This is a genomic window from Sulfuricella sp. (genome assembly GCA_041651995.1).
Classification (GTDB): Bacteria; Pseudomonadota; Gammaproteobacteria; order Burkholderiales; family Sulfuricellaceae; genus Sulfurimicrobium.
Genome location: JBAZID010000001.1, coordinates 174,856 through 199,462, shown reverse-complemented (window position 1 = coordinate 199,462; position 24,607 = coordinate 174,856). Strand labels below are relative to the sequence as shown.

General features: G+C 56.6%; 26 protein-coding genes and 1 other RNA gene. 12 read left to right on the top strand and 15 right to left on the bottom strand.

Annotation, left to right across the window (positions count from 1 at the left end; translation table 11 throughout):
- Nucleotides 1–73: 73 nt before the first annotated feature.
- The 9 genes from WC392_00910 to WC392_00870 all read left to right on the top strand — a co-directional run bounded on the left by WC392_00910 (nucleotide 74) and on the right by WC392_00870 (nucleotide 8,278).
- A complete protein-coding gene (locus tag WC392_00910) occupies nucleotides 74–2,578 on the top strand; it encodes a heavy metal translocating P-type ATPase (GenBank protein MFA5240913.1) in 2,505 nt (834 codons plus the stop codon).
- A 2-nt stretch (nucleotides 2,579–2,580) separates the two neighbouring features.
- Nucleotides 2,581–2,745, top strand: a complete 165-nt coding sequence (gene ccoS / locus WC392_00905) for a cbb3-type cytochrome oxidase assembly protein CcoS (GenBank protein MFA5240912.1) — start codon at nucleotides 2,581–2,583, stop codon at nucleotides 2,743–2,745.
- A gap of 144 nt (nucleotides 2,746–2,889) precedes the next feature.
- Nucleotides 2,890–4,320 (top strand): cytochrome-c oxidase, cbb3-type subunit I, encoded by a 1,431-nt coding sequence (gene ccoN / locus WC392_00900; protein ID MFA5240911.1) that lies wholly within the window; start codon nucleotides 2,890–2,892, stop codon nucleotides 4,318–4,320.
- Nucleotides 4,321–4,340: 20 nt separating this feature from the next.
- Entirely contained in the window at nucleotides 4,341–4,961 is a 621-nt protein-coding gene (ccoO, locus tag WC392_00895; protein MFA5240910.1) for a cytochrome-c oxidase, cbb3-type subunit II, read from the top strand.
- Between the two features lie 4 nt (nucleotides 4,962–4,965).
- Complete coding sequence (locus WC392_00890) at nucleotides 4,966–5,151, top strand: cbb3-type cytochrome c oxidase subunit 3 (protein ID MFA5240909.1); 186 nt, start codon at nucleotides 4,966–4,968, stop codon at nucleotides 5,149–5,151.
- A 7-nt stretch (nucleotides 5,152–5,158) separates the two neighbouring features.
- Nucleotides 5,159–6,061: a cytochrome-c oxidase, cbb3-type subunit III gene (ccoP, locus tag WC392_00885; protein ID MFA5240908.1), complete on the top strand. Its 903-nt coding sequence runs from the start codon at nucleotides 5,159–5,161 to the stop codon at nucleotides 6,059–6,061.
- Nucleotides 6,062–6,150: 89 nt separating this feature from the next.
- Complete coding sequence (gene ccoG / locus WC392_00880) at nucleotides 6,151–7,599, top strand: cytochrome c oxidase accessory protein CcoG (protein ID MFA5240907.1); 1,449 nt, start codon at nucleotides 6,151–6,153, stop codon at nucleotides 7,597–7,599.
- Nucleotides 7,599–8,114: a FixH family protein gene (locus WC392_00875; GenBank protein ID MFA5240906.1), complete on the top strand. Its 516-nt coding sequence runs from the start codon at nucleotides 7,599–7,601 to the stop codon at nucleotides 8,112–8,114. Before ccoG ends, WC392_00875 begins: the two co-directional genes overlap by 1 nt.
- 32 nt (nucleotides 8,115–8,146) lie before the next feature.
- Entirely contained in the window at nucleotides 8,147–8,278 is a 132-nt protein-coding gene (locus WC392_00870; protein ID MFA5240905.1) for a DUF3149 domain-containing protein, read from the top strand.
- Nucleotides 8,279–8,293: 15 nt separating this feature from the next.
- Here WC392_00870 and fnr read toward each other — a convergent pair whose 3' ends face one another.
- Nucleotides 8,294–9,061 carry a fumarate/nitrate reduction transcriptional regulator Fnr gene (gene fnr, locus WC392_00865; GenBank protein MFA5240904.1) on the bottom strand — a complete coding sequence of 256 codons (768 nt, stop codon included), beginning with the start codon at nucleotides 9,059–9,061 and terminating at the stop codon, nucleotides 8,294–8,296.
- Between the two features lie 2 nt (nucleotides 9,062–9,063).
- Nucleotides 9,064–10,173: a tRNA epoxyqueuosine(34) reductase QueG gene (queG, locus tag WC392_00860; GenBank protein MFA5240903.1), complete on the bottom strand. Its 1,110-nt coding sequence runs from the start codon at nucleotides 10,171–10,173 to the stop codon at nucleotides 9,064–9,066.
- On the opposite strand from queG, the gene tsaE reads away from it, so the two are divergent.
- On the top strand, nucleotides 10,161–10,655 hold the full coding sequence (tsaE, locus tag WC392_00855) for a tRNA (adenosine(37)-N6)-threonylcarbamoyltransferase complex ATPase subunit type 1 TsaE (GenBank protein MFA5240902.1): 495 nt from the start codon (nucleotides 10,161–10,163) through the stop codon (nucleotides 10,653–10,655). The genes queG and tsaE overlap by 13 nt on opposite strands.
- Complete coding sequence (locus WC392_00850; GenBank protein MFA5240901.1) at nucleotides 10,619–12,058, top strand: N-acetylmuramoyl-L-alanine amidase; 1,440 nt, start codon at nucleotides 10,619–10,621, stop codon at nucleotides 12,056–12,058. Before tsaE ends, WC392_00850 begins: the two co-directional genes overlap by 37 nt.
- 130 nt (nucleotides 12,059–12,188) lie before the next feature.
- On the opposite strand, the gene WC392_00845 is transcribed toward WC392_00850, so the two are convergent.
- The 7 genes from WC392_00845 to WC392_00815 all read right to left on the bottom strand — a co-directional run bounded on the left by WC392_00845 (nucleotide 12,189) and on the right by WC392_00815 (nucleotide 17,155).
- The gene (locus WC392_00845) at nucleotides 12,189–13,394 is read right to left on the bottom strand and encodes an NAD(P)/FAD-dependent oxidoreductase (GenBank protein MFA5240900.1); all 1,206 of its coding nucleotides are present in this window, start codon (nucleotides 13,392–13,394) and stop codon (nucleotides 12,189–12,191) included.
- A complete protein-coding gene (locus WC392_00840; protein ID MFA5240899.1) occupies nucleotides 13,391–13,624 on the bottom strand; it encodes a hypothetical protein in 234 nt (77 codons plus the stop codon). Before WC392_00840 ends, WC392_00845 begins: the two co-directional genes overlap by 4 nt.
- A gap of 105 nt (nucleotides 13,625–13,729) precedes the next feature.
- Nucleotides 13,730–14,272 carry a hypothetical protein gene (locus WC392_00835; GenBank protein MFA5240898.1) on the bottom strand — a complete coding sequence of 181 codons (543 nt, stop codon included), beginning with the start codon at nucleotides 14,270–14,272 and terminating at the stop codon, nucleotides 13,730–13,732.
- Between the two features lie 348 nt (nucleotides 14,273–14,620).
- Nucleotides 14,621–15,916 carry a type II toxin-antitoxin system HipA family toxin gene (locus tag WC392_00830; protein MFA5240897.1) on the bottom strand — a complete coding sequence of 432 codons (1,296 nt, stop codon included), beginning with the start codon at nucleotides 15,914–15,916 and terminating at the stop codon, nucleotides 14,621–14,623.
- Entirely contained in the window at nucleotides 15,906–16,166 is a 261-nt protein-coding gene (locus WC392_00825; GenBank protein MFA5240896.1) for a helix-turn-helix transcriptional regulator, read from the bottom strand. Before WC392_00825 ends, WC392_00830 begins: the two co-directional genes overlap by 11 nt.
- A gap of 327 nt (nucleotides 16,167–16,493) precedes the next feature.
- On the bottom strand, nucleotides 16,494–16,904 hold the full coding sequence (locus tag WC392_00820) for a type II toxin-antitoxin system VapC family toxin (GenBank protein ID MFA5240895.1): 411 nt from the start codon (nucleotides 16,902–16,904) through the stop codon (nucleotides 16,494–16,496).
- Complete coding sequence (locus tag WC392_00815) at nucleotides 16,904–17,155, bottom strand: AbrB/MazE/SpoVT family DNA-binding domain-containing protein (GenBank protein ID MFA5240894.1); 252 nt, start codon at nucleotides 17,153–17,155, stop codon at nucleotides 16,904–16,906. The genes WC392_00820 and WC392_00815 overlap by 1 nt, the downstream gene beginning before the upstream one ends.
- A 392-nt stretch (nucleotides 17,156–17,547) precedes the next feature.
- Between WC392_00815 and WC392_00810 the strand changes: the two genes are divergently transcribed.
- Entirely contained in the window at nucleotides 17,548–18,684 is a 1,137-nt protein-coding gene (locus WC392_00810) for a Fic family protein (GenBank protein ID MFA5240893.1), read from the top strand.
- 173 nt (nucleotides 18,685–18,857) lie between these two features.
- On the opposite strand, the gene WC392_00805 is transcribed toward WC392_00810, so the two are convergent.
- The 6 genes from WC392_00805 to WC392_00780 form a co-directional block, all read right to left on the bottom strand.
- Nucleotides 18,858–19,757, bottom strand: coding sequence for a nucleotidyl transferase AbiEii/AbiGii toxin family protein (locus WC392_00805; protein MFA5240892.1), 900 nt, complete (start codon nucleotides 19,755–19,757; stop codon nucleotides 18,858–18,860).
- A 110-nt stretch (nucleotides 19,758–19,867) separates the two neighbouring features.
- Nucleotides 19,868–20,494, bottom strand: coding sequence for a DUF6088 family protein (locus WC392_00800; protein ID MFA5240891.1), 627 nt, complete (start codon nucleotides 20,492–20,494; stop codon nucleotides 19,868–19,870).
- A gap of 409 nt (nucleotides 20,495–20,903) precedes the next feature.
- Nucleotides 20,904–22,871: a DUF2075 domain-containing protein gene (locus WC392_00795; protein MFA5240890.1), complete on the bottom strand. Its 1,968-nt coding sequence runs from the start codon at nucleotides 22,869–22,871 to the stop codon at nucleotides 20,904–20,906.
- A 2-nt stretch (nucleotides 22,872–22,873) separates the two neighbouring features.
- Nucleotides 22,874–23,095, bottom strand: a complete 222-nt coding sequence (locus WC392_00790; protein MFA5240889.1) for a helix-turn-helix transcriptional regulator — start codon at nucleotides 23,093–23,095, stop codon at nucleotides 22,874–22,876.
- Nucleotides 23,096–23,523: 428 nt separating this feature from the next.
- Nucleotides 23,524–23,883: a transfer-messenger RNA gene (gene ssrA, locus WC392_00785) on the bottom strand.
- Between the two features lie 67 nt (nucleotides 23,884–23,950).
- Nucleotides 23,951–24,598, bottom strand: a complete 648-nt coding sequence (locus tag WC392_00780; GenBank protein ID MFA5240888.1) for an HAD-IA family hydrolase — start codon at nucleotides 24,596–24,598, stop codon at nucleotides 23,951–23,953.
- Nucleotides 24,599–24,607 lie beyond the last annotated feature (9 nt).

Below are 24,607 nucleotides of genomic sequence, written 5' to 3'. Positions count from 1 at the left end.
ATGGGTTTCCATACGCAAGTTTGACCCAGGTCATAACCTGCGAGGGCCGGATCGCTTACAATACCGTGCCTTCATGAATTCACCAGCCCAACCGGATTGTACCGCCGGGGAATGTTTCCACTGCGGTCAGCCCATTCCTCAAAATGCCCGCTACCCGGTGGAAATCGAGCATGTTTCGCGCGAAATGTGCTGCCGCGGCTGCCAGGCGGTAGCCCGGGCAATCGTGGATGGCGGGCTGGCGGATTATTACCGCCACCGCACCGCCAAATCCGGCACGGCAGCGCTGGACGCATCCGAAGTCGTGCCGGAATGGCTGCGCCAGGCCAGGCTCTACGATTTGCCGGAAGTGCAGCACAGCTTTGTGCGCCAGGAAGCAGGGGAGGTGCGTGAAGCTTCCCTGATTCTCGAAGGTATCGTCTGCGCAGCCTGTGTCTGGCTGAACGAGCATCATATTTCCAGCCTGCCGGGGGTGCTTTCGGTCGAGGTCAACTATTCCACCCATCGCGCACGGGTGCGTTGGGATAATGCGCGCATCCAGTTATCTGAAATTCTCCATGCGGTAGCAGCCATCGGCTATACCGCGCACCCCTTTGATCCCGGACGTCAGGAGCAGCTTTTTCAGAAAGAGCGCCAGGCTGCCCTGCGCCGCCTGTTTATTGCCGGCATCGGCATGATGCAGGTGATGATGTATGCAGTGCCGATGTACCTGGCCACGGGTGACGGCAGCATGCCTGCGTGGATCGCGAGCATGATGCGCTGGGCGAGCCTGGTGCTGACATTGCCTGTAGTGGCTTATTCTGCGTGGCCTTTCTTCCTGGGCGCCTGGCGTGATTTGAAATTACGTCAGGCCGGCATGGACGTGCCGGTGGCCCTGGGTGTCGGTGCCGCCTTTCTCGCCAGCGTTTATTCGACCTTGACCGGGGAAGGCGAGGTGTATTTCGACTCCGTCAGCATGTTCGTGTTTTTCCTTCTCTCCGGCCGCTTTCTCGAGATGGGGGCGCGACGCAAGGCTGCGGATGCCGCCGAGAGATTGGTCAAGCTGCAACCGGCGATGGCCAATCGTCTCGTGGCCTATCCCGAATCCTGGAAAGATGAGCTGGTGGCGGTGAGTGCTCTGAGCCTGGGCGAACATGTCCTGATCCGGCCCGGCGAGGCTGTGCCGGCAGATGGGTTGGTGACGCAGGGGGCAAGCCAGGTGGATGAATCCCTGCTGACCGGCGAAAGCAGGCCCGTTGCCAAGGATGCCGGGGAGCGCCTGATTGCGGGCACGGTCAATGTGGATAGTTCGCTGGTGATGCGTGTGGATGGTCTGGGTCAGGATACGGTGCTTTCAGGGATTGTTCGCCTGCTGGACCAGGCCATGGCCGAGAAACCGGCGCTGGCTCAATTGGCGGACCGGGTGGCGGGCTGGTTCGTGCTGGCATTGCTGCTGATTGCGGCTCTTACCGGTACGATCTGGTATTTCATCGAACCGGCGCGGGCATTCTGGATCACGGTGGCGGTTCTGGTCGTGAGCTGCCCCTGCGCCTTGTCGCTGGCCACGCCTGCCGCGCTTACGGCCGCCACCGGCAGCCTGACCCGCCTGGGTTTGTTGGCGACGCGAGGCCACGCGCTGGAAACGCTAGCCCGGGCGACACATTTCGTATTCGATAAAACGGGCACTCTGACCCTCGGCAAGATGAGCTTGCTGGAAACGGTTCCTCTTGGGGCATTTTCCGGGACGCAGTGTCTGCGGATTGCCGCTCAGCTGGAGCATGCCTCGGAACATGCCATTGCCCGCGCAATTTCCGCTGCTGCGGAAGGGGATGGCCTGACATTGCTGGCCGGCGAAACGGTCAATATTCCAGGAAGCGGGGTGGAAGGGGTCGTTGGCGGGCAGCGCTACCGCCTTGGCCGCTTGAATTTTGCCGCGGAGCTGTGTGGAGGGGCGGTGCCGCCAGACGCTTTATTGGTTCGTAACGGGGCCACGGTGGTTGCGCTTGTGGATGAGTCCGGCTGGCTGGCATTGTTTGTTCTGGGCGATATGCTGCGACCCGATGCGGCGGACCTTGTATCCGGTTTGCAGCAGCGAGGCAAAGCGGTGGTGCTGCTGTCCGGCGACCAGGAAGACGCCGCGCTGCAAGTGGCAAACGAACTGGGCATCGTGACTGTCCGGGCTGCCATGACGCCTCAGGGCAAGCTGGATTATGTGCGTGCGCTGCAAGCCGAAGGGGCTGTGGTGGCGATGGTCGGCGATGGCGTGAATGATGCGCCGGTGCTTGCGGCAGCCGATGTCTCCATCGCCATGGGAGGCGGCACCCAGGTGGCGCGAGCCAGTGCGGACATGATTCTGCTGTCGGAGCATTTGCTTCACTTGCATGCCGGTCTGGATGTTGCCGTCAGAACCCGGCACGTTATCCGTCAGAATCTGACATGGGCTTTTGCCTATAATATGCTGGCGATTCCGCTTGCTGCTCTGGGATATATTACGCCCTGGATGGCGGGTATCGGCATGTCGGCAAGTTCGCTGCTGGTGGTACTGAATGCCCTGCGCCTGGTTCAATCCGGGCCGGGCGCCGCAATAACAGTCAGGAAGTGACCATGGAAATACTTTACTTGCTGATTCCCTTGAGCGTTGTCCTGATCTTTCTGATTGTGGGCATCTTTCTGTGGGCGGTGAAGAGCAGGCAGTTTGAAGACATGGAAGGACCCGCTCACCGGATTTTGATGGATGACGATCGTCCGCCCCCGCCCCCTGAATCCTGAGTTCTGAATCGGGAAAAACATGCGGCATTCAGCCGCAGAAAATGCACCAAGTTTGATCCAGCGCAAAAAACCCTTCTGCTGATAACGATATTATTCCGGACCAGAATGTCCCAATAGCTTTTTATCGTAATCAGGAGGAAATTTATGGAAGCGCAAGCCACATATAATTACAAGGTGGTACGGCAATTCTCCATCATGACGGTGGTGTGGGGAATTGTCGGCATGCTTGTAGGCGTGATTATTGCCGCTCAGCTGGTCTGGCCGGATCTCACATTCGGGATCTCATACTTGTCATATGGCCGTTTGCGACCGCTACATACCAACGCAGTGATTTTTGCCTTTGGCGGGTCGGCACTTTTTGCGACCTCCTATTATGTTGTGCAGCGCACCTGTCATGCCCGGCTTTTCAGTGACGGACTTGCAGCCTTTACCTTCTGGGGATGGCAGGTCGTGATTCTGCTGGCAGCTATTACCCTGCCGCTGGGGATTACCTCTTCCAAGGAATATGCTGAACTGGAGTGGCCGATCGACATCCTCATCACCCTGGTGTGGGTCAGTTACGCCGTCGTGTTCTTTGGCACCATCATGAAGCGTAAAACGTCGCACATTTATGTGGCAAACTGGTTCTTTGGCGCTTTCATCCTGACCGTGGCGTTGCTGCACCTGGTCAATAGCGCAGCACTGCCTGTGTCCCTGTGGAAATCCTACTCCGCCTATGCCGGCGTGCAGGATGCGATGGTGCAATGGTGGTACGGCCATAACGCTGTGGGCTTCTTCCTGACTGCGGGCTTCCTCGGCATGATGTACTACTTCGTGCCCAAGCAGGCAGGCCGTCCGGTGTATTCCTACCGCCTCTCCGTGGTGCACTTCTGGGCGCTGATCTTCACTTACATGTGGGCGGGCCCGCACCATCTGCACTACACCGCCCTGCCTGACTGGACCCAATCCATCGGCATGCTGTTCTCGCTGATCCTGCTGGCGCCGTCCTGGGGCGGCATGATCAACGGCATCATGACCTTGTCCGGTGCCTGGCACAAACTGCGCACCGACCCCATCCTGAAGTTTCTGGTGACTTCGCTGTCGTTCTACGGCATGTCCACGTTCGAAGGCCCGATGATGGCCATCAAGAGCGTGAACGCGCTGTCGCACTACACGAACTGGACCGTGGGCCATGTGCACTCGGGCGCGCTGGGCTGGGTGGCGATGGTGTCGATCGGCTGTATCTACTATCTGATTCCGCGTCTCTTTGGCCGCGAACAGATGTACAGCATCAAACTCATCACCGCGCATTTCTGGATCGCGACCATCGGCGTGGTGCTGTATATCGCCGCAATGTGGATCGCCGGGGTGGCGGAAGGCCTGATGTGGCGTGCGGTCAACCCGGATGGCACGCTGACCTACAGCTTTGCCGAAGCGGTGAAAATGACCTATCCGTTCCTGGCCATCCGTTTGCTGGGCGGCCTGATGTTCCTCAGCGGCATGCTGATCATGGCCTACAACGTGTTCAAAACGGTTGCGGGCGCCAAGGCGGTGAATGATGCGGCAATTCCCGCAGTCGCCGGCGCTCACGCTTAAGTACAGGGAAGGAGAAAACAATGAGTGCAACTTCATCGCATGAGTTTCTGGAAAAAAACATCGGCCTGATGATCGTGCTGATCCTGCTGGTGGTGAGCGTGGGTGGACTGGTGGAAATCGTGCCGCTGTTCTTCCAGAAATCCACCACCCAGCCGGTGGCGGGCCTCAAGCCGTATTCCGCGCTGCAACTGGCCGGACGTGACATCTATCAGCGCGAAGGCTGCTACAACTGCCATTCGCAGATGATCCGTCCGTTCCGTGCCGAAACCGAGCGCTATGGTCACTACTCGGTGGCGGGTGAGTTTGTTTACGATCACCCGTTCCAGTGGGGCTCCAAGCGTACCGGCCCGGACCTGCATCGCGTCGGCGGCCGTTATTCCGACGACTGGCACCGTACCCACCTCGACAACCCGCGCGACGTGGTGCCTGAGTCCAATATGCCGGCCTACCCGTGGCTGGCCAAGGCCAGCCTGGATGGGCTTGATATCAGGCCCAACATGAAAGTGCTGCGCACCCTGGGCCTGCCTTATAGCGACGAGCAGATCGCCAAGGCCAATGATGAGCTGAAGGGCAAGACCGAACAGGACGCCCTGATCGCCTATCTGCAGAACCTGGGCACGGCCATCAAGAGCACGAGGTAAAGCCATGGACATCAACGATCTCAGATCAATCGTGACGGTGGTGTCGTTCATTACCTTCCTCGGTATCGTTGTCTGGGCCTTCAGCGGAGGCCGCAAGCCGGCGTTCGATGAAGCAGCCAGGCTACCGCTGGACGATGATGAATTTGAACGGGTTAATGTGAATTCCGTGCCCCGGGCAGCGGAACACTAAGGAGGAAATGATGAGTGATTTTGTAAGCGACTTTTGGAGCCTGTTCGTCGCCGGGATTACCCTGGTCAGCGTGATTGGCTGTGCCGTATTCCTGAAGGCGGTGAGCATCAAGCGCACCTCGGGGCAGGTGGATACGACAGGCCACCTGTGGGACGGCGACCTGGCGGAATGGAACAATCCGCTTCCGGCATGGTGGAGCTGGTTGTTTTATATCACAGTGGTTTTTTCACTGGTCTATCTGGTGCTCTATCCCGGCCTGGGCAGTTTCAAGGGGATCTGGGGCTGGAGCTCGGCGGGGCAGTGGGAAGGCGAGATGAAGCACGCTGCGGAAACCTATGACCCGATCTTCAACAAGTTCCTGAAACAGGATCTGAAGACGGTTGCAGCCGATCCGGAAGCCAAGCAGATGGGGCAGCGCCTGTTCGTCACCTACTGTTCCCAATGCCATGGTTCCGACGCGGGTGGCTCCAGAGGGTTCCCCAGCCTGGGCGACAAGGACTGGCTCTATGGCGGTGATCCGGAAACCATCAAGGCCAGCATCATGAATGGCCGTACCGGCATCATGCCGCCGCATGGGCCAGTGCTGGGCGATGCGGGTGTCAGGGAGGTTGCCAATTACGTGTTCTCCCTGTCAGGGAAAGTACATGATGCCAACCTCGCTGCGGCCGGCAAGCCCAAGTTCGAGCAGATTTGTGCTGCCTGCCATCTGCCTGCGGGTACAGGCATGCAGGCGCTGGGCGCGCCCAACCTGACCGACAAGGTGTGGCTGTACGGCGGTTCCGAGAAAACGGTCATCGAGACCATAAGCAAGGGCCGTAACGGCGTGATGCCGGCATGGAAGGATTTCCTTGGCGAGGCCAAGGTTCACTTGCTGGCTGCCTACGTGTATGGTTTGTCAGAAGGCAAGTAAGTTGTTGTAGTCGGGCCGGGCCGAATGGGACTATCCATTTGGCCCGATTCTTCCAGGGAATTCCTGCATGGCTTGCCCGGAGGCAGGCCATGCAAGAATTTCTTCAGGAGCCGGTTTTGAATCAGGCAAGAAATACCTCGACCTCTCCGGTCGAGGATGAAAGCGATGAACTGTACGCAGTGCGCAAGAAAATCCAGCCACGTTCGGTGAGTGGTATTTTTGCCCGTCTGCGCGTGTGGGGCGTGGTGCTGACCCAGCTGGTCTACTTTGGCCTGCCGTGGCTGACATGGAATGACCGTCCGGCAGTGCTGTTTGATCTGCTGACGAGAAGATTTTATATTTTTGGCACGGTGTTCTTTCCCCAGGATTTTATCTACCTGACCGGCTTGCTGATTATTTCTGCCCTCGGGCTGTTTCTTTTTACTGCCGTGGCCGGGCGTATCTGGTGCGGCTATGCCTGTCCGCAGACGGTTTATACCGAGCTTTTCATGTGGATTGAACAGTTCATTGAAGGTGACCGGCAGAAGCGCATCAAGCTGGACAAGGCGGAGTGGGGCAGGCGCAAGGTTTTCCTCAAAACGGCAAAGCACACTATCTGGATTGCGCTGGCGCTGTGGACCGGTTTTACATTTGTGGGTTATTTCACGCCCATCCGGGAACTGGCTGTCTTGTTCGTCAGTTTTGGCATGGGGCCGTGGGAAACCTTCTGGGTGTTTTTTTATGCTTTTGCCACTTACGGCAATGCTGCCTGGATGCGAGAGCAGGTGTGCCTCTACATGTGCCCCTATGCGCGTTTCCAGAGCGTGATGTTCGATCCGGACACCCTCATTATTACTTACGATGAGCAGCGCGGTGAGCCGCGTGGGCCGCGCAGGAAAGGGTCTGACTATCGTGCCGGTGGCAAGGGCGCCTGCGTGGATTGCGGCATCTGCGTCCAGGTTTGTCCGACCGGCATCGATATCCGCAAGGGCTTGCAATACGAGTGCATTGGTTGCGCCGCCTGTATCGATGGTTGTAATCAGGTCATGGACAAGATGAACTACCCGCGTGGCCTGATCCGCTATTCAACGGAAAATGTCATGCTTGGCAAGTTTTCCGAGCGAACCATGCTGGCTCATGTGTTCCGGCCGCGCGTGCTGGTGTATGCCGCCATTCTGGTTGCCATTACGGTGGCGCTGGGCGCCGCCCTGTATCTGCGCACGCCGCTCAAGGCCAATATCATGCGTGACCGCATGACACTGGTGCGGGAGGCCGACGATGGGCTGCTGGAAAACGTCTATCACATGCAGATCATCAATATGGATGAAAAGCCGCATCGTTACATACTCACTGCTTCCGGCCTGGAGGGCTTGAAAGTGGTGACAGGTGAAGCGCAGCCTCTGGAAGTGCATGCGGCAGAATCGCATACGATTTCGATCAGCTTGCGGGTTGACCCGAATGATGTGAAGCCGGGCTCTACCCCGGTTTATATACAGGTGCAGGATGTTGATAATCCGGCCTTTTCTGTCAGTGAAAAAACCAGTTTTATAGTGAGGTGATGATGACCGCCACGACTCAACCCAATAAACCCTGGTATCGCGAACCATGGCCCTGGATTTTGATGGCAGGGCCGATAGCTGTGGTGGTGGCCGGCTTTGCGACGGCCTGGATTGCCGTTGCGACTGATGACGGCCTGGTGGAGGACGATTATTACAAGAAAGGACTGGCAATCAATCAGACCATCGCGCGTGACCAGATGGCGCAATCCCTTCAACTCAAGGCGCAGGTAATGGTGGGGAGTGATGCCACACAATTGCGCGTAATGTTGCAGCAGGGTGATGGCGGTGCGCTGCCGTCAACCCTGAGGCTCAAGGTATTGCATCCGACCCGCTCCGACATGGACCATGTGGTGATCCTGGAGCAAGGCGCTTCGGGCTACTACGAAGGGCAGGTGAAAGCCCTGGAGCCGACACGCTGGAGATTGGTTCTGGAAGATGCGGACAGTCGTTGGCGTCTGAGCGGTAAATTGCATTTTCCCAGGGAAAATGTGGTTGCATTGCAAGTCAACGGCTAGTTTTTTGTCAATGAAGCAATAGGGAGGATGAAATGGTAGTGATGGATCTGCTGTTCAAAACGGATACCGGCCTGCTTAGCATGTTCACGATTGGCTTTGTGCTGGTGATGGCGGTGTTTTTCATTGTCTGGTTCATCCGGAAATCGGGTGATCCCAACGCCTGAATGGGGGGCGGGTGCTCAGTTCTTGCAGAGGCGGGTGCCGCGTCCGACGATCTGCTTCAGGCGGGGCAGGTCATTGAGAGTGAGGTGCTTGTTCTTCACGCCAATCGTGCCTTCTTCCTGAAGCTTCGACAGGGTTCGGCTGACAGTCTCCAGTTTGAGCCCGAGGTAGCTGCCGATTTCACCGCGCGTCATGCGCAGCTGGAACTGGACCGGCGAATAGCCGCGTGTCTCGAAGCGCTGGGACAAGTTGATCAGAAAGGCGGCAATGCGCTCATCCGCGTTCATGCTTGAAAGCAGTGCCATCAGGTCATGGTCGCGCGCAATCTCGCGGCTCATGATTTTGTGGAAGTGGTGTTGCAGGGCGGGAATTTCCCGGCACAAGTTTTCCAGTGCCGGATAGGGAATTTCGCAGATTTCGCTATCTTCCAGGGCAATGGCATTGCAACAGTGACTGTCGTCGCAGATGGCATCCAGACCCAGCAGATCGCCATTCATGTGAAACCCGGTGACAAGATCCTGACCATTCTCGCTGCTCAGGACGGTCTTGAAAAAGCCGGTGCGCAGGGCATAGAGTGAGCGGAATGGATCGCCAGAGCGGTAGAGATGTTCGCCGCGCTTGACCCGCTTGCGGCGGTTGATAATGTTGTCCAGTTGCTGGGATTGCGGTCCCTTGAGTCCGGAGGGGAGGCACCACAGCTCGCGCAGATCGCAGGCAGAGCAGGCGGGTTTGGGGTAACGCACATCAACGATATCGGCAAACAGCTTGTGTGCTTTCTGTTGCATATTTAGTTATCGAGCCGGTTTTCTGAATTGCGCCAATCATCGCATGGTTGACCGTGTTGTGCCAGCGCCCAGGCAATATGCTCCCGCACCAGTTCCGATGGATAGTCCCAGCGGTTGGTTAACGCCTGCAATACTGCATCGCAGGTTGGGGCATTGCCCAGGGCGACCGCGATATTGCGCAACCAGCGCTCGAATCCGATGCGGTGGATGGCGCTACCCGCAGTTTTATCCCTGAATTCTGCTTCACTCCATGCAAAAAGCGCGACCAGGCCGGGTGCGTCGAGTCCATGGCGCACCATGAAATCCTTCTCCATGCTCAGTTGTGCATGGCGGTTCCAGGGGCAAACCAGCTGGCAGTCATCGCAGCCGTAGATGCGGTTGCCCATTAGCGCTCGCAGTTCCAGGGGGATGCTGCTTTTCAGCTCGATGGTGAGGTAGGAAATGCAGCGCCGCGCATCCACCTGGTAGGGGGCGATGATCGCCTGGGTGGGGCAGGCGCCGATGCAGCGGGTGCAGGTGCCGCAATGGCTTGACTGCGGCGGGTCGGGAGGCAGGGGCAGGTCGGTGTAAATCTCGCCGAGAAAGAAGCGCGAGCCATGATCGCGCGACAGCAGCAGGCTGTGTTTGCCGCGCCAGCCCAGCCCGGCCTGGGCAGCCAGCTCGACTTCCATCACCGGGGCGCTGTCAGTGAAGACGCGGTAGCCGAACGGCCCGATGGCTTCCTGGATGCGGTCAGCCAGCTTTTGAAGTCTGTTGCGCAGGGTCTTGTGGTAGTCACGTCCCAGCGCATAGCGTGAAATAAAGGCTTTGTCCGCGCTGGCGAGGACTTCCTCGCTGTCGCGGGCGTCCGGTGGCAAATAATCGAGTCGTGCGCTGATCACGGTCAGCGTGCCGGGCACCAGTTCGGCAGGACGGCTGCGCTTCACGCCGTGGCTTGCCATATAATGCATCTCGCCGTGGTGGCCATGCGCCAGCCATTCCAGCAAGCGCGTTTCAGCCTGCGCAAGCTGTGGTGAGCTGATGGCGACGGCCTGGAAGCCCAGTTCCTTGCCCCATGACTTAATTTTTTCGCTCAGTTTGCCGTAATCAGAATCAGAACATGAAACCTGCACAAGCATCCAATATGGAATTGTCGCGATACCTCGCGGATGAAAACAGCACCCTTGAACTGGGTGCGGAACTGGCTCTGGCGCTGCATCCGGGGTTGGTCATCTATCTCTCCGGAGACCTCGGTGCAGGGAAAACCACCCTGGTCCGTGCCATTCTACGCGGGCTGGGTTATGAGGGAAAAGTAAAAAGCCCGACCTACACACTGGTTGAACTTTACGTTGTTTCTAGTTTAAACTTATACCACTTTGATTTATATAGATTCGCCGATCCGGAAGAATGGGAAGGGTCGGGGTTTCGGGAATATTTCAATCCGGCCGCCGTATGTCTGGTGGAATGGCCGGAAAAAGCCTCGGGTTTTTTGCCCCCGGCAGACGTGGAAATTCAGTTCCAGATCCAGGATGACGGACGGGATGTGGTGCTGATGGCGGTATCGGAGGCAGGCAGGCAATGTTTAAACCGGCTTCAGAACATGAACAACCTCTGAGTGCGTGGAAATTATCCCGCCGCAGCCTGTTTTCGCTGTGCGGCCTGGGATTGCTGTGGGCAACGTTTCTACTGGCCCTGTTTGCGGTGAATACGGTAAACGCGGCACCCGTGGTTACCGCAGCACGGGTCTGGCCTGCTGCTGAATATACGCGTATCACCCTGGAGCTTTCCCAGCCCGTCAAGTTTTCCTTCTCCTCCATCAAGGATCCAGAACGTCTAGTGCTCGATCTTGAAGGTGTCGAACCCAATGCTGTTCTGAGCGGGCTTTCAGCCATGATCGGAAATGCCGACCCCTACGTCAGGCTGGTTCGTGTAGGGCGTTTCAAGCCCAATGTGGTACGCGTGGTGCTGGATCTTAAAAGTGAGGTCAAACCATCGGTATTCACGCTTCCTCCTGTTGGCGAATACGGCAACCGGCTGGTCGTCGATATTTATCCATTGCAGGCGATTGACCCCCTGATGGCGCTCGTGACTTCGCCTCGCCAGGCTGCGGGTGGCATGCCGGAGGAGGCGCAGGGAGAAGAAAAAGTGGCTATGGCGCCACCCGCTCCAGCTCTCCCCGCAGTGGCTCAACCTGTTCCGGAAGCAGTTGAACAGCCAAAAGAAGTCATGACGGAGTGGAAAAAAGAGAGCGTCGCAAAGCCCGCCAAGGCGAATAAACACAAATCCGATCTGCAGGTCACCCGGCTGGTCACGATTGCCATTGACGCCGGGCATGGCGGCGAAGATCCTGGCGCGCGCGGTGCGCGTGGCACAAACGAAAAAGATGTAACGCTCTCGATTGCCAAACGCCTCAAGGACATCGTGGACAATGAGCCCAATATGCGTGGTGTGCTGATCCGGGACGGCGATTACTTCATTCCACTCAACGGCAGGGTTCTCAAAGCGCGTAAAGTCAGCGCGGACCTGTTTGTATCCATTCATGCCGATGCCTTCACCCGCCCCGAGGCGCGTGGCTCATCGGTATATGCGCTGTCGGAGCGCGGTGCCACCTCGGCTGCGGCGCGCTGGCTGGCAAAGAAAGAAAATGATGCCGATCTGATCGGTGGCGTTAACCTGGATGTGAAAGATCCCTATCTGGCGCGTACCCTGCTTGATCTGTCGCAGACCGCGACCATCAACGACAGCCTGAAGCTGGGCAAGGCGGTGCTGGGGGAGCTGGGTGGGATCAATGCCTTGCACAAGGGCGCAGTGGAACAGGCAAGCTTCGCGGTTCTCAAGTCGCCCGATATCCCCTCCATTCTGGTGGAAACGGCGTTTATCTCCAACCCGGAGGAAGAGCGGCGCCTCAATGATGATGCCTACCAGGACAAAATGGCCAAAGCCATTCTTGCCGGGATTCGCAGTTACTTCACCAAGAATCCTCCGCTGGCCAAGTCCAGGCTGGCCCAGGCAGACTAGTGTCTGAACCCATTGATTACGCAACATGCGCTGCAAATGTGTAGGTTGGGTTAGCGGCTTTATCGCGTAACCCAACAAACCCAATCTTCAACACCGGATCTATGATTTGCAGTGCCAGGCTGTCTGCATCCTAGGAAAACTGCCCTGCGACCCAGCCCGATGACCATGCCCACTGGAAGTTGTAGCCCCCCAGCCAGCCGGTGACGTCCACCACTTCGCCGATAAAAAAGAGCCCCGGCAGCGCCTTGGCTTCCATGGTTCTGGAAGACAGCGCATTGGTATCCACCCCGCCTAGCGTCACCTCTGCCTTGGCATAACCCAGCGTACCGGAAGGCATCAGGGCCCAGCCCTTGAGCGCCTCGGCTATGGTGCCAATGTCACGCCTGGATAGTTCATTGATCGGCCGCTCCCAGCCGAACAGCGCGCACCATTCATGCGCGAAACGGCGCGGCAGGTGTTCCGTCAGCAGCCTGGAAAGCAGTGCCTTGCTGTGGCGGTGTTCAGCCAGCCAGGCTGCCGCGTCGATATCAGGCAGCAGGTCGATCTCGATCGGCTGCCGTTTGCCGCCGCCGTATTCCTGCATCTGCCAGTAACTGGAAATCTGCAGGATGGCCGGCCCGGAAAGCCCGCGGTGAGTGAGCAAGACATTTTCGCGGAATGAACCGCCATTGCACAGTGTCGCGGCGTCGAGCGTGGAACCGGCTAGCGGCTTGAGCGGAGCCAGTGTTTCGGGTGCCAAGGCCAGCGGCACCAGTGCCGGTTTTGGCGCCACCACGGCCAGGCCGAACTGCTCCGCCAGCCTGTAGCCGAAGGGACTGGCCCCGATTTGTGGCACCGCCAGGCCGCCCGTGGCGACGACCAGCGACTGGCAGCGGAAGGTGCCGCGCTCCATGGCCACGGCAAAGCGCATGCCGTCCATGCCCTCGATCCGTGTCACCTGCCGCACGGCGCAGGACATGGCCCATTGCACCCCGGCGTCGTCGCAGGCGTCCTTCAGCATGTCGATGATGTCCTGCGCCGAATCGTCGCAGAAAAGCTGGCCGTGCTCGCGCTCGTGGTAAGGAATGCGGCGGCGCTCCACCATCTTGATGAAATCGTGCTGGGAAAAGCGGGCCAGGGCAGAGCGGCAGAAGTGCGCATTCTGCGACAGATAATTTTCCGCCCCCACGCTGCGGTTGCTGAAGTTGCAGCGCCCACCGCCCGAAATGCGAATGCGCTCGCCGAGCTTTGCGCCATGGTCGAGCAGCAGCACGCGCCGCCCGCGCATGCCTGCCTGCGCCGCACACATCATGCCGGCGGCGCCGGCGCCGATCACGATGACATCGAATGAACTCAATCGGCCGGACTTTTCTGGCTGGCGAGCAAGGCCAGCCCCAGCGGGAATGCGCCGGACAGGATCAGCGCGATGCCGGAGACCACCAGTGCCAGCCCGCCATCGGCATTGAGCAGCGGATGCAATTTGTGGAGCAGGCCTGCCATTGCCAAAAGGCCCGGCACCAGGGCGCTTAGGCCAAGCGCCCCGAAAATGATTGTGCTTGCCGGCAGGCGAAATCGTTTAGAGGACAAACCGTGTTACTCCGTTAAGGGGGGCAATTGCTGATGCATCGCGTCTCGGGAATTTTCTTCCCGCCGCAGTCGTTCAAATACAGCGCTAATGTTTATCATACGCGGCTAAAACAATAACATCGCCACGCCCGCCACCAGCATGCCGAAACCAGCGGTCATCAGTGTTTTGTCCGGTTCCACGACGCCCTGGCGGACCTGCACGTCGGCGCTGATCAGGTTCATGCCTGCTTCGCCTGTCTGGCTGATTTCCAGTTGATAGACAGCGCTGGAATCTGCCTTGAATACAGGCATGGCCTCGCTGAAGTTCAACAACGCTTCGTGCTCAAGCGAGGTGGAGGACAGCATGAAGGGCTGGTCGAAAACAGTCCGGCTGCCGGATTTCAATACTGCGCGGTATGAATTGCGCGGCATCTGGGTCGGCGTCATCACCGGGCCGTGATCGGGCTGGAAGCGGAGTATCAGTCCGATTTTCCCCATGTCTGGGCCAAGCTCGATTAGCACCGGATCAAAGTGATTGTCTGCCGCCTGATGTTTCACCAGAGGATACGTGGCGGCCACATTGCCACTCAAAAAGTGGCTGTAGACATAATACCCGGGCCCCAGGACGAGGCCGATGAGCAGCAGTGCAATACTCGTTGAATTTTCCATAAGCTTTCCCAGGTTGAACCAGTGCCAGAAATTCTGCCGGGCTATAAGGGAGGTGCCGTGCATGGATCAAGATTCTCAGCGCTTCATGCTCGCCTCGGGGTGATCCTGTTTCATATAAACAAAAACGACAGCCATGTAGTGTCGTTTTTGTTCGATTTGGTGGTGAGGCGGCCGCTCCCGTCAAACCTGGTCAACTCAGCCATTTTGGCTTGCAAAAGCTGCTACGAAGAATCGCGAAAAACGGCAGAATTAGTCGCCAGTCTAACAGAGGAGGAGAGTCGGGCACATCGGAAATGCGGACGCTGGTTCGATTCCAATGGGGAATCGAACCAGCGTCCATCCGGCGGTTCAGGCAGATGGTTCGGCGGCCGCTTCATTTTCGGCGGTGGGGCCGGTGAGCCGCCGAATCGTCAGAGCGCAGCGTTGTTCAATCAAGGCAATGATTCGTTCAACCACTGCCTTTCCGGTAAAGCCGAGTCCGGGGGCAGATCGGAGTTCGAGCGCGGTGGGTGGCAGTGACTTTGCCAACTCCAGAATGCGTCTTTTAGCCTGTGCCTTGGCAAGGCCTACGCCTTCTGCAAACTGATCCCAGTGCCGCGCCTGGACTTCGCTGAACTTGTACCTGCTGCCGATTTTCATCGCCATCTTCGGTGTCAACGTTGGATACACCGCTGTCGATAGCGTGTCGTAGAACGGCGCCAGAATGGGTGTCTTGCCTGAGTACAGCAGTGAGAAATTCTTGGCGTGCGCATCATGATTGCCGATCAGCGCATTGAAGATCACGTAATCGAACAAGCGCAGGATCTGCGGCGCACTGGGGCGCGTCGCACGGCGCACCAGATTGAAGCATTGGGCCAGATCGGGGCCACCCTCATTTTGGTATTTCATTTCAGGCACCACGCCAAGCGCCTGGCAGAAATCCTCCTGATGAAGGCGTTGCCGGTGCTCTGGAGCATCCACGACCCGGTCGTAGCGCTCAACCAGCAGGAATGGGCGATCCAATACAGCATGAACTTTCGATTTCGCCGGCTTGAGCTGCATGGCCTCAGCCAGTGCCATGCAAAATCCCTCGTTGATCACACTGTCCTCAACGGCGTGGATGGCGGGCTTCAAGATGTGGGAGCTGGGCGTGCCATTGAGGGGCAGCCCAATGCGGGCGCCATCGAAAACCACCGGTAGTTTGTCCTGGGCACCAGCCAGGGAAAGCCGCAAGCCGTCTTTGCCTGCCAGCATGGGGCGACGCGGCAATTCATCCAGGATGGCAACGACTTCCTCGTCGCTCAGCCATTGAACGTCATCGTTGCGTGTAGGCACAGGCAAAGCCTGCCCCGGCTCAAGGAACGTCACGGCCCCGGCGCATTCGCCACCGATGTGGCCCAGCAGCGCAAAGTCGTTCTGGCCAGAAACCTGGAACTGTTGCGCAATCAGGCGGCGCATCTGCCCCTCTGGCAGCAGACCGGCAAAGAAGGGGCGAGATTTGCGATCGTCGAACGGCTCCGCTTTCAGGGGCAGCGAGTTGGACAAGGCAACGGCGTCTGGACGCGATAGCCAGTCGGGTGCATAGCAAAAACTCAGTCGACCATCAACCAGCGCCAGGGTGCCGACACGGTCGGCGAATAACCAGACTTCCAGCTCATGCGCCATGGCCGCGGTCCTCACCTTGATCGTCGGCCGCAACGGAGGGCAATCCGCTCAACTGGATCTCTCCACCCAGGGCATCAATGACCCGCAGCACGTTTTCAAGTCGCAAGGTGGGCTTGCCTGCTTCAAGGTCGACGATGAAGCGCACGCCAACTCCTGCCGCGAGGGCTAACTGGGGCTGCGTCAGCCCGAGCTGCTTGCGAGCGGCACGAAGTGCATCGCCGAGTTGTTGAGGTGATCGTATGGATGTCATGGCTTGCTCAATTTCCCGTTCGGGAAATTATCAGCCAGAATTAGCCTCTGCGCAAGCTATATTTCCCGATCGGGAATGTTGTGTGTGCTTAGGCCGTGATCCAGCCATATATTTCCCGATCGGGAAACTAAAGGTGAGTCTCGCATCCAAAATAGACACCCATTTACACCCAATCTGGCGGGGTTGGGTGCGATTTTCTACAAATACCCCCAGATTGTCCGGCTTTTGCCGGATGTCTCTGGACTCAAACCGAAAACAGCACCGACAACTGGCCTGTGGGATGGGCGGCGTCGCGTGGGCCGATGGCGGAATGTCACCATGGCACAACTACGGCACAGGGTATTCAACGATGGGAGCCAATCCTGCAGCCTTTGCTCGTTTCTGCAAATGTTGGTCAAAGGTGAGAAAAGCATGGCAACGGCCTGAACGGGCAAGATGGAGTGCATCGGCAAAATCAAGCCCTTGTTGATGGGTTGTCAACGCAGAAAGCACAATTTCCCTATCTTCAATCATCACATTTTCAAGTCCGCACAGCGACTGGAAAACATTTTGAACATCCTCCCGTGACAGTTCGTAAAACCCTCGCATCACCCACTCGAATTCCAATATGACCGATGATGAAACAAATACCGGGCTGGACAGGGCGGTTACCGCAGCGGGTTTCTGTAATGCTGCTTCAGCGTCATCCGGATCATTGATGAAGAACCGGGCAAGCACATTGGTATCGACCGCCTTCATTAGCGAGCCTTGCCTGTAAGTGTCGCCGGATCGAAATCTTCCAGCCGCCGCGGCTTTCCTTTTGAATGCGCCGTCACCATGCCAGCGCAAGCCTCGAGCGTGGTTTTTTTGACCGGATGGGAAACGACAAGCCGTAATCCATTCGATTCCTCGATGATCTCTATTTGAGTGCCAGCCATCAGGCCAAGGCGCCGCCGAATATCTGCGGGTAATACGACTTGTCCTTTTGAAGAAACCGTCATGGTTGCCATATTGACCTCGTGAACTTTTATTACTATGAACTATCACTATAACATAACGACTTACCATGTAAGCTATCGAGCGCATCTGGAGAGAAAAATGGCCCGGAGAGAGAAAAATCAGGCCAATTTCGATGCGCCCCGGAAAGGTCGAAGTCCGCAAGAATCCGCAGGAACCCTCGGGAGTGCGCGGGAGGACGAAAGTACGCAATACCGGCGTTCTGGCAAGTTGCGAACCACTGTAGATTCGTGCGAAAAGCAGGGGTTGACAAGCCAATTCGATCCAATCCTGGAATTGAACCCGCGTCCACATGTGTTCTACTGCGGAGAATATCACATTTATTCTCCGCGCATGATGCGGTGAATAACTTGCCTTTGTGGAGAAGGCGCCCCATAATGTCCGCATGAATAGCGGAGATTACACTTACATCTGGCAAGCCAACGATTGGCCAAACTGGCATTACGACCTGGCTTCCCTGGCTGGGCTGTTAGCCGATGTCTGTCATGCCCAAGGACTGCTGCTCGGCCGTTTGGCCGACGTCGGCATGGCATTGCGCGACCAAGCCAGCCTGGTGGCATTGACCGAGGATGTCATCAAAACCAGCGAAATCGAAGGAAAGCAACTGGATGTCGAGTCCGTTCGCTCTTCCATTGCCCGCCGTCTTGGCGTCGACATCGGCGCGCTTGCGCCAGTGGATCGCCATGTTGAAGGCGTGGTCGAAATGGTGCTGGATGCGACGGCTCGTTGCGATGCAGAGCTGACCCAGGACCGGCTGTTTGGCTGGCATGCTGCCTTGTTCCCTACCGGCTATAGTGGACTTGCACAAATTCGCATCGGTACATTTCGGGACGACGCAAGCGGCCCCATGCAAGTTGTGTCCGGCCAGATTGGCCGCCAGCGGGTACATTTCGAGGCGCCACCGGCCGATTTGCTGGATGTGGAGATGGTGCGATTTATCGAATGGATTAATGCCAGTACCAAAGACCACCCGATCCTGAAGGCTGGCATGGCGCACTTGTGGTTTGTCACCCTGCACCCGTTCGACGATGGCAATGGCCGTATCGCGCGGGCTATCGGTGATCTGTTGCTGGCGCGTGCCGACGGCAGCCCTCAGCGTTTCTATAGTCTGTCGGCACAAATCCAACGGGAGCGCCGTGATTACTACGACATCCTGGAGCGAACACAAAAGGGTTCGCTGGACGTGACGCCATGGCTTAAGTGGTTTCTGGAAAACTTGAACGTAGCGGTCAATACTGCACAGCACACCCTGGATGCCGTGCTTGCCAAGACACGCTTCTGGCAACGCTGGGCCACCACACCGCTGAACGAGCGGCAAGTGAAACTGCTCAATCGCTTGCTGGATGGCTTTGAGGGCAAGCTCAACAGCAGTAAATGGGCGGCCATTGCCAAGTGCTCGCCGGACACAGCCCTGCGTGACATCAATGAGCTGCTGGCCCATGGTGTGCTGCGCAAGTCTGCGGCGGGTGGTCGTAGTACCAGCTATGAGCTGAATGAATTGGCCGGGGGGCAGCACAAGTAATTGCCGCCAATTCCACACGTATTCCTTCTGCGCCAAAAAGACACCCGTTTACACCCAATCCATCGAGCCCCAAGCTTGGGGCTTGGCTGCTGGGCAGAACAGCGTCTTCATGGACTCCCACCAACCCGTTCGGAGTCCTACATGGAAATCATACATTTCAACCAATGCCTGCTTCAACCATCGCTGCACCCATTGATCGCTGTTTCCAGCGCGCGCAGGCGATCGACGATGGCATCGAAGGCGGGTGGCTCGCCGATGAACATGCCGGCACCGATCATGCGCTGGAAGTCATCGCCCAGCGCGGCCAGCGCAGCATCTTCCGGAATTAGCCTGAGCTGCCCGACCAAACATGCGTCATAGTTGGCGTAGCTGGCGTTGTAGAAGACTTTCTTGTGCTTGACGACATCTGCGAGCAGGGCACGATCGTCCACAGCGGCCTGCCCATGGGGAAGATCGGCCAGCATCGCCAGGTCGTACCAGTGGCGTGACAGGCGCTCGGCGCTGGCACGGAACTCGTTGCGCTGACATTCGACGTGCATCAACGTCGCCTTTTCCCAGAACGTCCGTGCCGGGGACAGCACACTCACTTGCAAGCTTGGAAATTCGAGTGCGGGGACGTACTCGGCAATGTCAGGTTGAACAACATGTTCCTCGTTCGGCTCCGTGATGTTGCGACCGCCAAATTCGATCAGCACACTGTTGCCGACATAGTTTCCGGCGGTATCCAGCACGGTCGGGTAGTGGACGCGCAACTGCTCGCCGTCGTCGCTGATCTCGACACGGCCGTGGTCGACGCCGAACTCGGCTGCCAGCATCTCCTGGAAATGAGGAACGACGACACCGTGGGCGTGCTCGCGCACAAAGGATTTCAGCGAATCACTGAACTTACGCAGTTGGCTGTTCGACACGCCCGATGCGAACGGATCGAAGCTGCTGTCCAGCCCGCGATAGTCGAGCGTGATGTCCACGTCCTCGGAGAACCGGGCGATCGCATCGAACACCTTGGACAGCGATGTGCCGCCCTTGAACGCCATGGGCAGTCGTCCTGGCATCGTGAACAGGGTCTGCAACACCCAGCACACCCAGACGTCCTTCTCCAGAACGACGGGTGCTAGTGAAAGCTGCGGCCCGAGCGCGCGGTAGATCTGCGATCTGCTCGTTTGGCGTCAGATGCAAGAACGACTCAGGCATGGGCGTTCAATGCAGCACGCTCGTGCCTGAAGATGGCGTCACTCATCCACGCTGGCATCGAGCTGGTTACGGACTTCAGTGCTTCAAATTCGCTGCTTGAGAGCTTGCGCCGGATCTTCTCGATCAATGATGGCGTCACTTCCGTCTTGCCCAGGTACCACATCGCGGCCAAGGCCAGGCCGGCAGGCCGACCGGCCAGGGTCAGCTTGCGCTGACAGACGTGCTGCAAGCGGATCTCCATCTTGCCGACACGAATGCGTTTGGACGGCCCCGAGGTCGAGAACACGGACTGGGTTGGAACCTGCGTGGTGAGTTCGAGCCGGCGAGCGGCTTCTGCGCCATGAACCTGGATGATGGAGCCCGTGGTCTTGGCGATTGTCTCGGCTACCTTGAGCGGTTCCGGCATCACCTTGCTCACAAAACGGCTGACTTCGGGCCGCACGAAGACACCGCGTGTCACGCGCTCGATAGCTCCCGCCTTGACCAGACGAGACAGGGTCTGATCGACGGACGCACGCGTGCCACACTCCAGGAAGACTGTCGGGGTGAAAGGTTCCCCGCCCGGCATTCCTTCGATGCGCTGACGAATCAGTTCGGCGGTTTTGGTGATCGTGCTCATGTATGAAAAAATACGCGAGTTTCTGACAAAAAGCAAGAGTGATGGCTCGCCATGTTTGGCATTAGTTCCGTCCCGGTAGGCAATGCTGAAGCTCAACCACTTGAATCGTCCTCGCGTAACTCATTGAGCGACAAGGGCTCAGGCTAAGGCTAAGGCCTTTGTGGACTTCTGGCGTGTTTTCGTGTCACCTGGTTGAAATCCGCACCCTGCGATTTTGCGACAGCCAGCAGACGGGCTCGAACGGAGGCAGCGAGGTCTTTCTTCATCCCACAGCCTCAAGGTATGGGCGCATCACGTTGGCGACACGACAGATTTTGGCGTAGCGCCAAAGATCATCGGCGCTGACCTTCTTGTGTGAACGGGCATCCTTCAGTGCTTCGAGAGCAACGTCGAGCTATTTAGGACTTATTCAATTGTTTAATATTTCGATGCCACAACTCATCAAATAGGTAAAGGTGTCATCAAAAAATTCTGATTGCCGCGTCGAGTCTTCATCTTCGCCGTGCGGTAAAAATATCACCACTCCTTGGCGTGCGCGCGTTAACAAAACTCGATAGGCATTTTCTAGGTAGCGCTTTTGCTCTTCTTGATGGCGTTGCTTCCAAGTTGTCCCGGTAAATTTCCAGTGCTCAAATTGTCCGTTGCGATATCGATAATCTGCATCCCAGCCCACTAAACACCAGTCTAATTCCAAGCCCTGAATATCAAATTCAGTGGCAACGTCTTCCAGAAAATGGCAGGAGCGAACGTCATCTTGATCATTCAAGAACCAATCTGCAGCTGATATGCGATTCTTAACAAAGATACCTTCAGGTTTAAGTCTTATCGCGCCGGACGATGCAATCAATCCTTTCGTTTCATTGGCACGGGCTTGTGCTTTTATCCAAGCTTTCGCTTGATTGAAATCTCGGGTAATTTTGACGGGAAACTTATGCTTGAATTGTCGGTAGTATTCAGCGGCATCTTTTGCTTGGTTGTGGATCAGATGGTGAATCATATGCGACAACTTCTCGGCACGAAAAGACCGCATCGAGGTGGCCAAGTGTAAACTTGGCTGCATATAGGCATGATTAACGTTGGTAAAGCAAACATCACCACCCGCATATTCAATCTGGGATAGTTTGTCTGAGTAATGTATATCCCAATCTGAAAATTTAGCTGATAAAGCGTCAATCCAACCCTGTAGTCCTGCCTCGCCCGTGTTTATTTCTTGACCACCGCCAATCAGGGCTACGATAACGCACCAGTCTTCATGTCTATCCATCACGCTGATCAGGAAGTCTGGCTCTGACTGATTGAAGCTTTTTTGCCCTCTCTTTTGCACCATAAATTTTGACGTATTTGGCAAATCCCATGCTCGTTGCGCTTCGTCAAAAATTACTACTCTCTCATCAGGGGCCTTACTGAAATCCATTAAATATTCATCTCTAAAATGATGAATATTTTGGATCATTTTTCCAACGCTCCTCAAAGCTTCTGATTTAGTCGTGCCAGAATTACGTTTTACCCGGTCTCTTGCAAGGGCTTCACGTAATACGTCAACTAAAGGGCCATTTCCCGAAAGAAAAACGGCGTGTTCGTCATCAGAGACGCTTGTGTTTGAGGTGGCGATATTTAGCCCGACCAAAGTTTTTCCAGCACCGGGAACGCCAGTAACAAAGCAGATGGTCTTGCGTTTGTTTATGCGGGCAGCGTGTACGATGCCTTGAATAGCTTTTGAAGTGATGCCTAAATTTTGGTCGCCGGCATCATTGCGAGCAATGTCATCAACATCATGATTTGAATATAGGGCTTGGGCTGCTTCAATTATGGTTGGCGTTGGCTTATACGCAGAATGCAACCACTCTTCGTATTGGATAGGCTGACAAGATTGAATGTGCCTGATGCAATGCTCAAGTGTCGCGTACAAATTGTTCTGGTTGGTCGTGATGGGGGCATAGACATGATCCACTTCGACTGGCGTTTTAAATTCCGTTTTCTTAGCCTCGGTGGCAACTAAAATTGGAATGATTGTTTTATCGTGACTACCTTCGTGAAAATGGTGTAAATCAATAGCGTAGCCATGAGCCTGTCGAATATCTTGCGGTAGATATCGATTGGCCCCCACCTTAAATTCAATGACAAAGATTAAATTTTTGTAGATCAAGACAGCATCTGCACGCTTCCCCATTCGGGGAATCTGCATTTCGAAAAGGATATGGCCTTCTCTCAACGGTTGTATTGCATCCTGCAAAATTTCAATTTGTCGTGCCCATGCACCAGTTTGCAAATGTTCTAAACTCTGCGGATGATTTTGTGTGATTTTGCCAATGATCGAATCAACAGGCTCTATGAGAAAGTGCACGACCTCTGCTGAATAATAGGCGCGATGCGACATGATTATTCAGCGTCCGAATGGAATAGTTCGGCAGCAGGAACGTTTAACGCTTGAGCAATGCGGAAGATGTTGGTTAGGCTTACATTACGGACGCCACGCTCGATACCGCTGATGTAGGTGCGATCCAGTTCAGCAATCATTCCTAATCGCTCTTGGCTCAGGCCTCTTTCCAGACGCAATTTTTTTAAATGGAGACCAAAGCCAATCAGTAATTGATTCGCCATATGCTAGCCCATGTGATTGTGTGGACTAATCATGCTTTGGTGTGACTTATTGGTCTACGGACTATGAGTCACGTATCGGTATTCATTTTTGAGAAATTTGACCGCATCTAAAGGGAAGACACAGGGTCAGGTTCAATAAAATTGTGTCGCAGAGAGGCATTGTGTTCAGCGCGGGCTCCAAAGACAAGGGCCATAGTTGAAACAAATCATGTTGAATGAAGCCGCCTGTCGGCGGCGGATTTTTTGGTGGCGGGGGGATTGCTCGTCTTTCGCGTTGTATCCGCGAAAGCCTCGGTCCTTTGGGCCCGCCATGCTGAGCATGGTCCCCTGCGCGAGCAGTGCTCGCTGGTCGAACACAAGGGGGTCCTCATCCACCGCGCCACCACCAAACAAAAACGGCACCCAAAGGTGCCGTTTTTGTTCGATTTTGGTGGAGGCGGCGGGAATCGAACCCGCGTCCGCAAGCCCTCTACAGGCAGTTCTACATACTTAGTCCGATTATTTGGTTTTAACCCTTGTCACGCCAATCGAACAGGCTGGACTCAGGCGAGTTACCTTAATTTAGCAACGATCCAAGTAACCCGGATCGCCGCGATCTCATGTGAATGACTCTGCCGTCAGTTGCCTGACACGGCCCATGAGAGAACCGTTGCAGAGGCTAAGCCTAAGCGGCTACAGCGAAGTTTTCGTCGTTTGCGACTAGTTTTTTCCAGTTGTATTTACGAGGTGACTGGCCCTCGGTATGCCCTACGCTGCTTTGCAACCCACGTCGAAACCGGGTCGCCCCCATGCTTCACATTGACTGGCTCTGATGTGGAAAGTTCAATATGAGGCTGGATTTTATCACAAAGGCCGTTACAGGAAGTTCAATAGTTCCGCAGGGCGCTCGATGGAGCCTTGCGCACCCCACCGATCCGGATGATCTTCTGCGCCGAGGTAGCCATAACGAGCGACAATGGGGAACATGCCGGCTGCGATGGCGGCTTCCATGTCGCGCTCGGCATCGCCTACGTAGGCGCATTGCTGGGGTGCCACAGCAACTTCACGGCTGGCGCACAGCAGGGGTTCGGGGTGTGGTTTGGGGTGGGCGCAGGTGTCGCCGCTGATAATGCTGGCTGCGCGTTCGGAGAGGCCCAGTGCCGCCATGAGCGGGTTGGTGAAACGGGCGGGTTTGTTGGTGACGATGCCCCACGCAATGCCTCTTTGCTCGAGAGCGCTCAGGGTCTCGGCCATGCCTTCGAACAGGCAGGTAAGGCGGCACAGATTGGCCGTGTAGAGCTCCAGGTATTCTGCTCTCATGCCGGGGAAGTCCTGATCTTCCGGGCTCAGGCCAAAGCCGGCCTCGAGCAGGCCAACGGTGCCGTGGGAGGCATAGGGCCGGATCTGTTCGTGCGGGAGTGGTGGCAGGCCATGTCTCCTGCGCTGTTCGTTGAGCGCAAAACCCAGATCCAGCGCGGTGTCGGCAAGGGTGCCGTCGAGGTCGAACAGGACTGCCTTGATCATCTGGTCGCT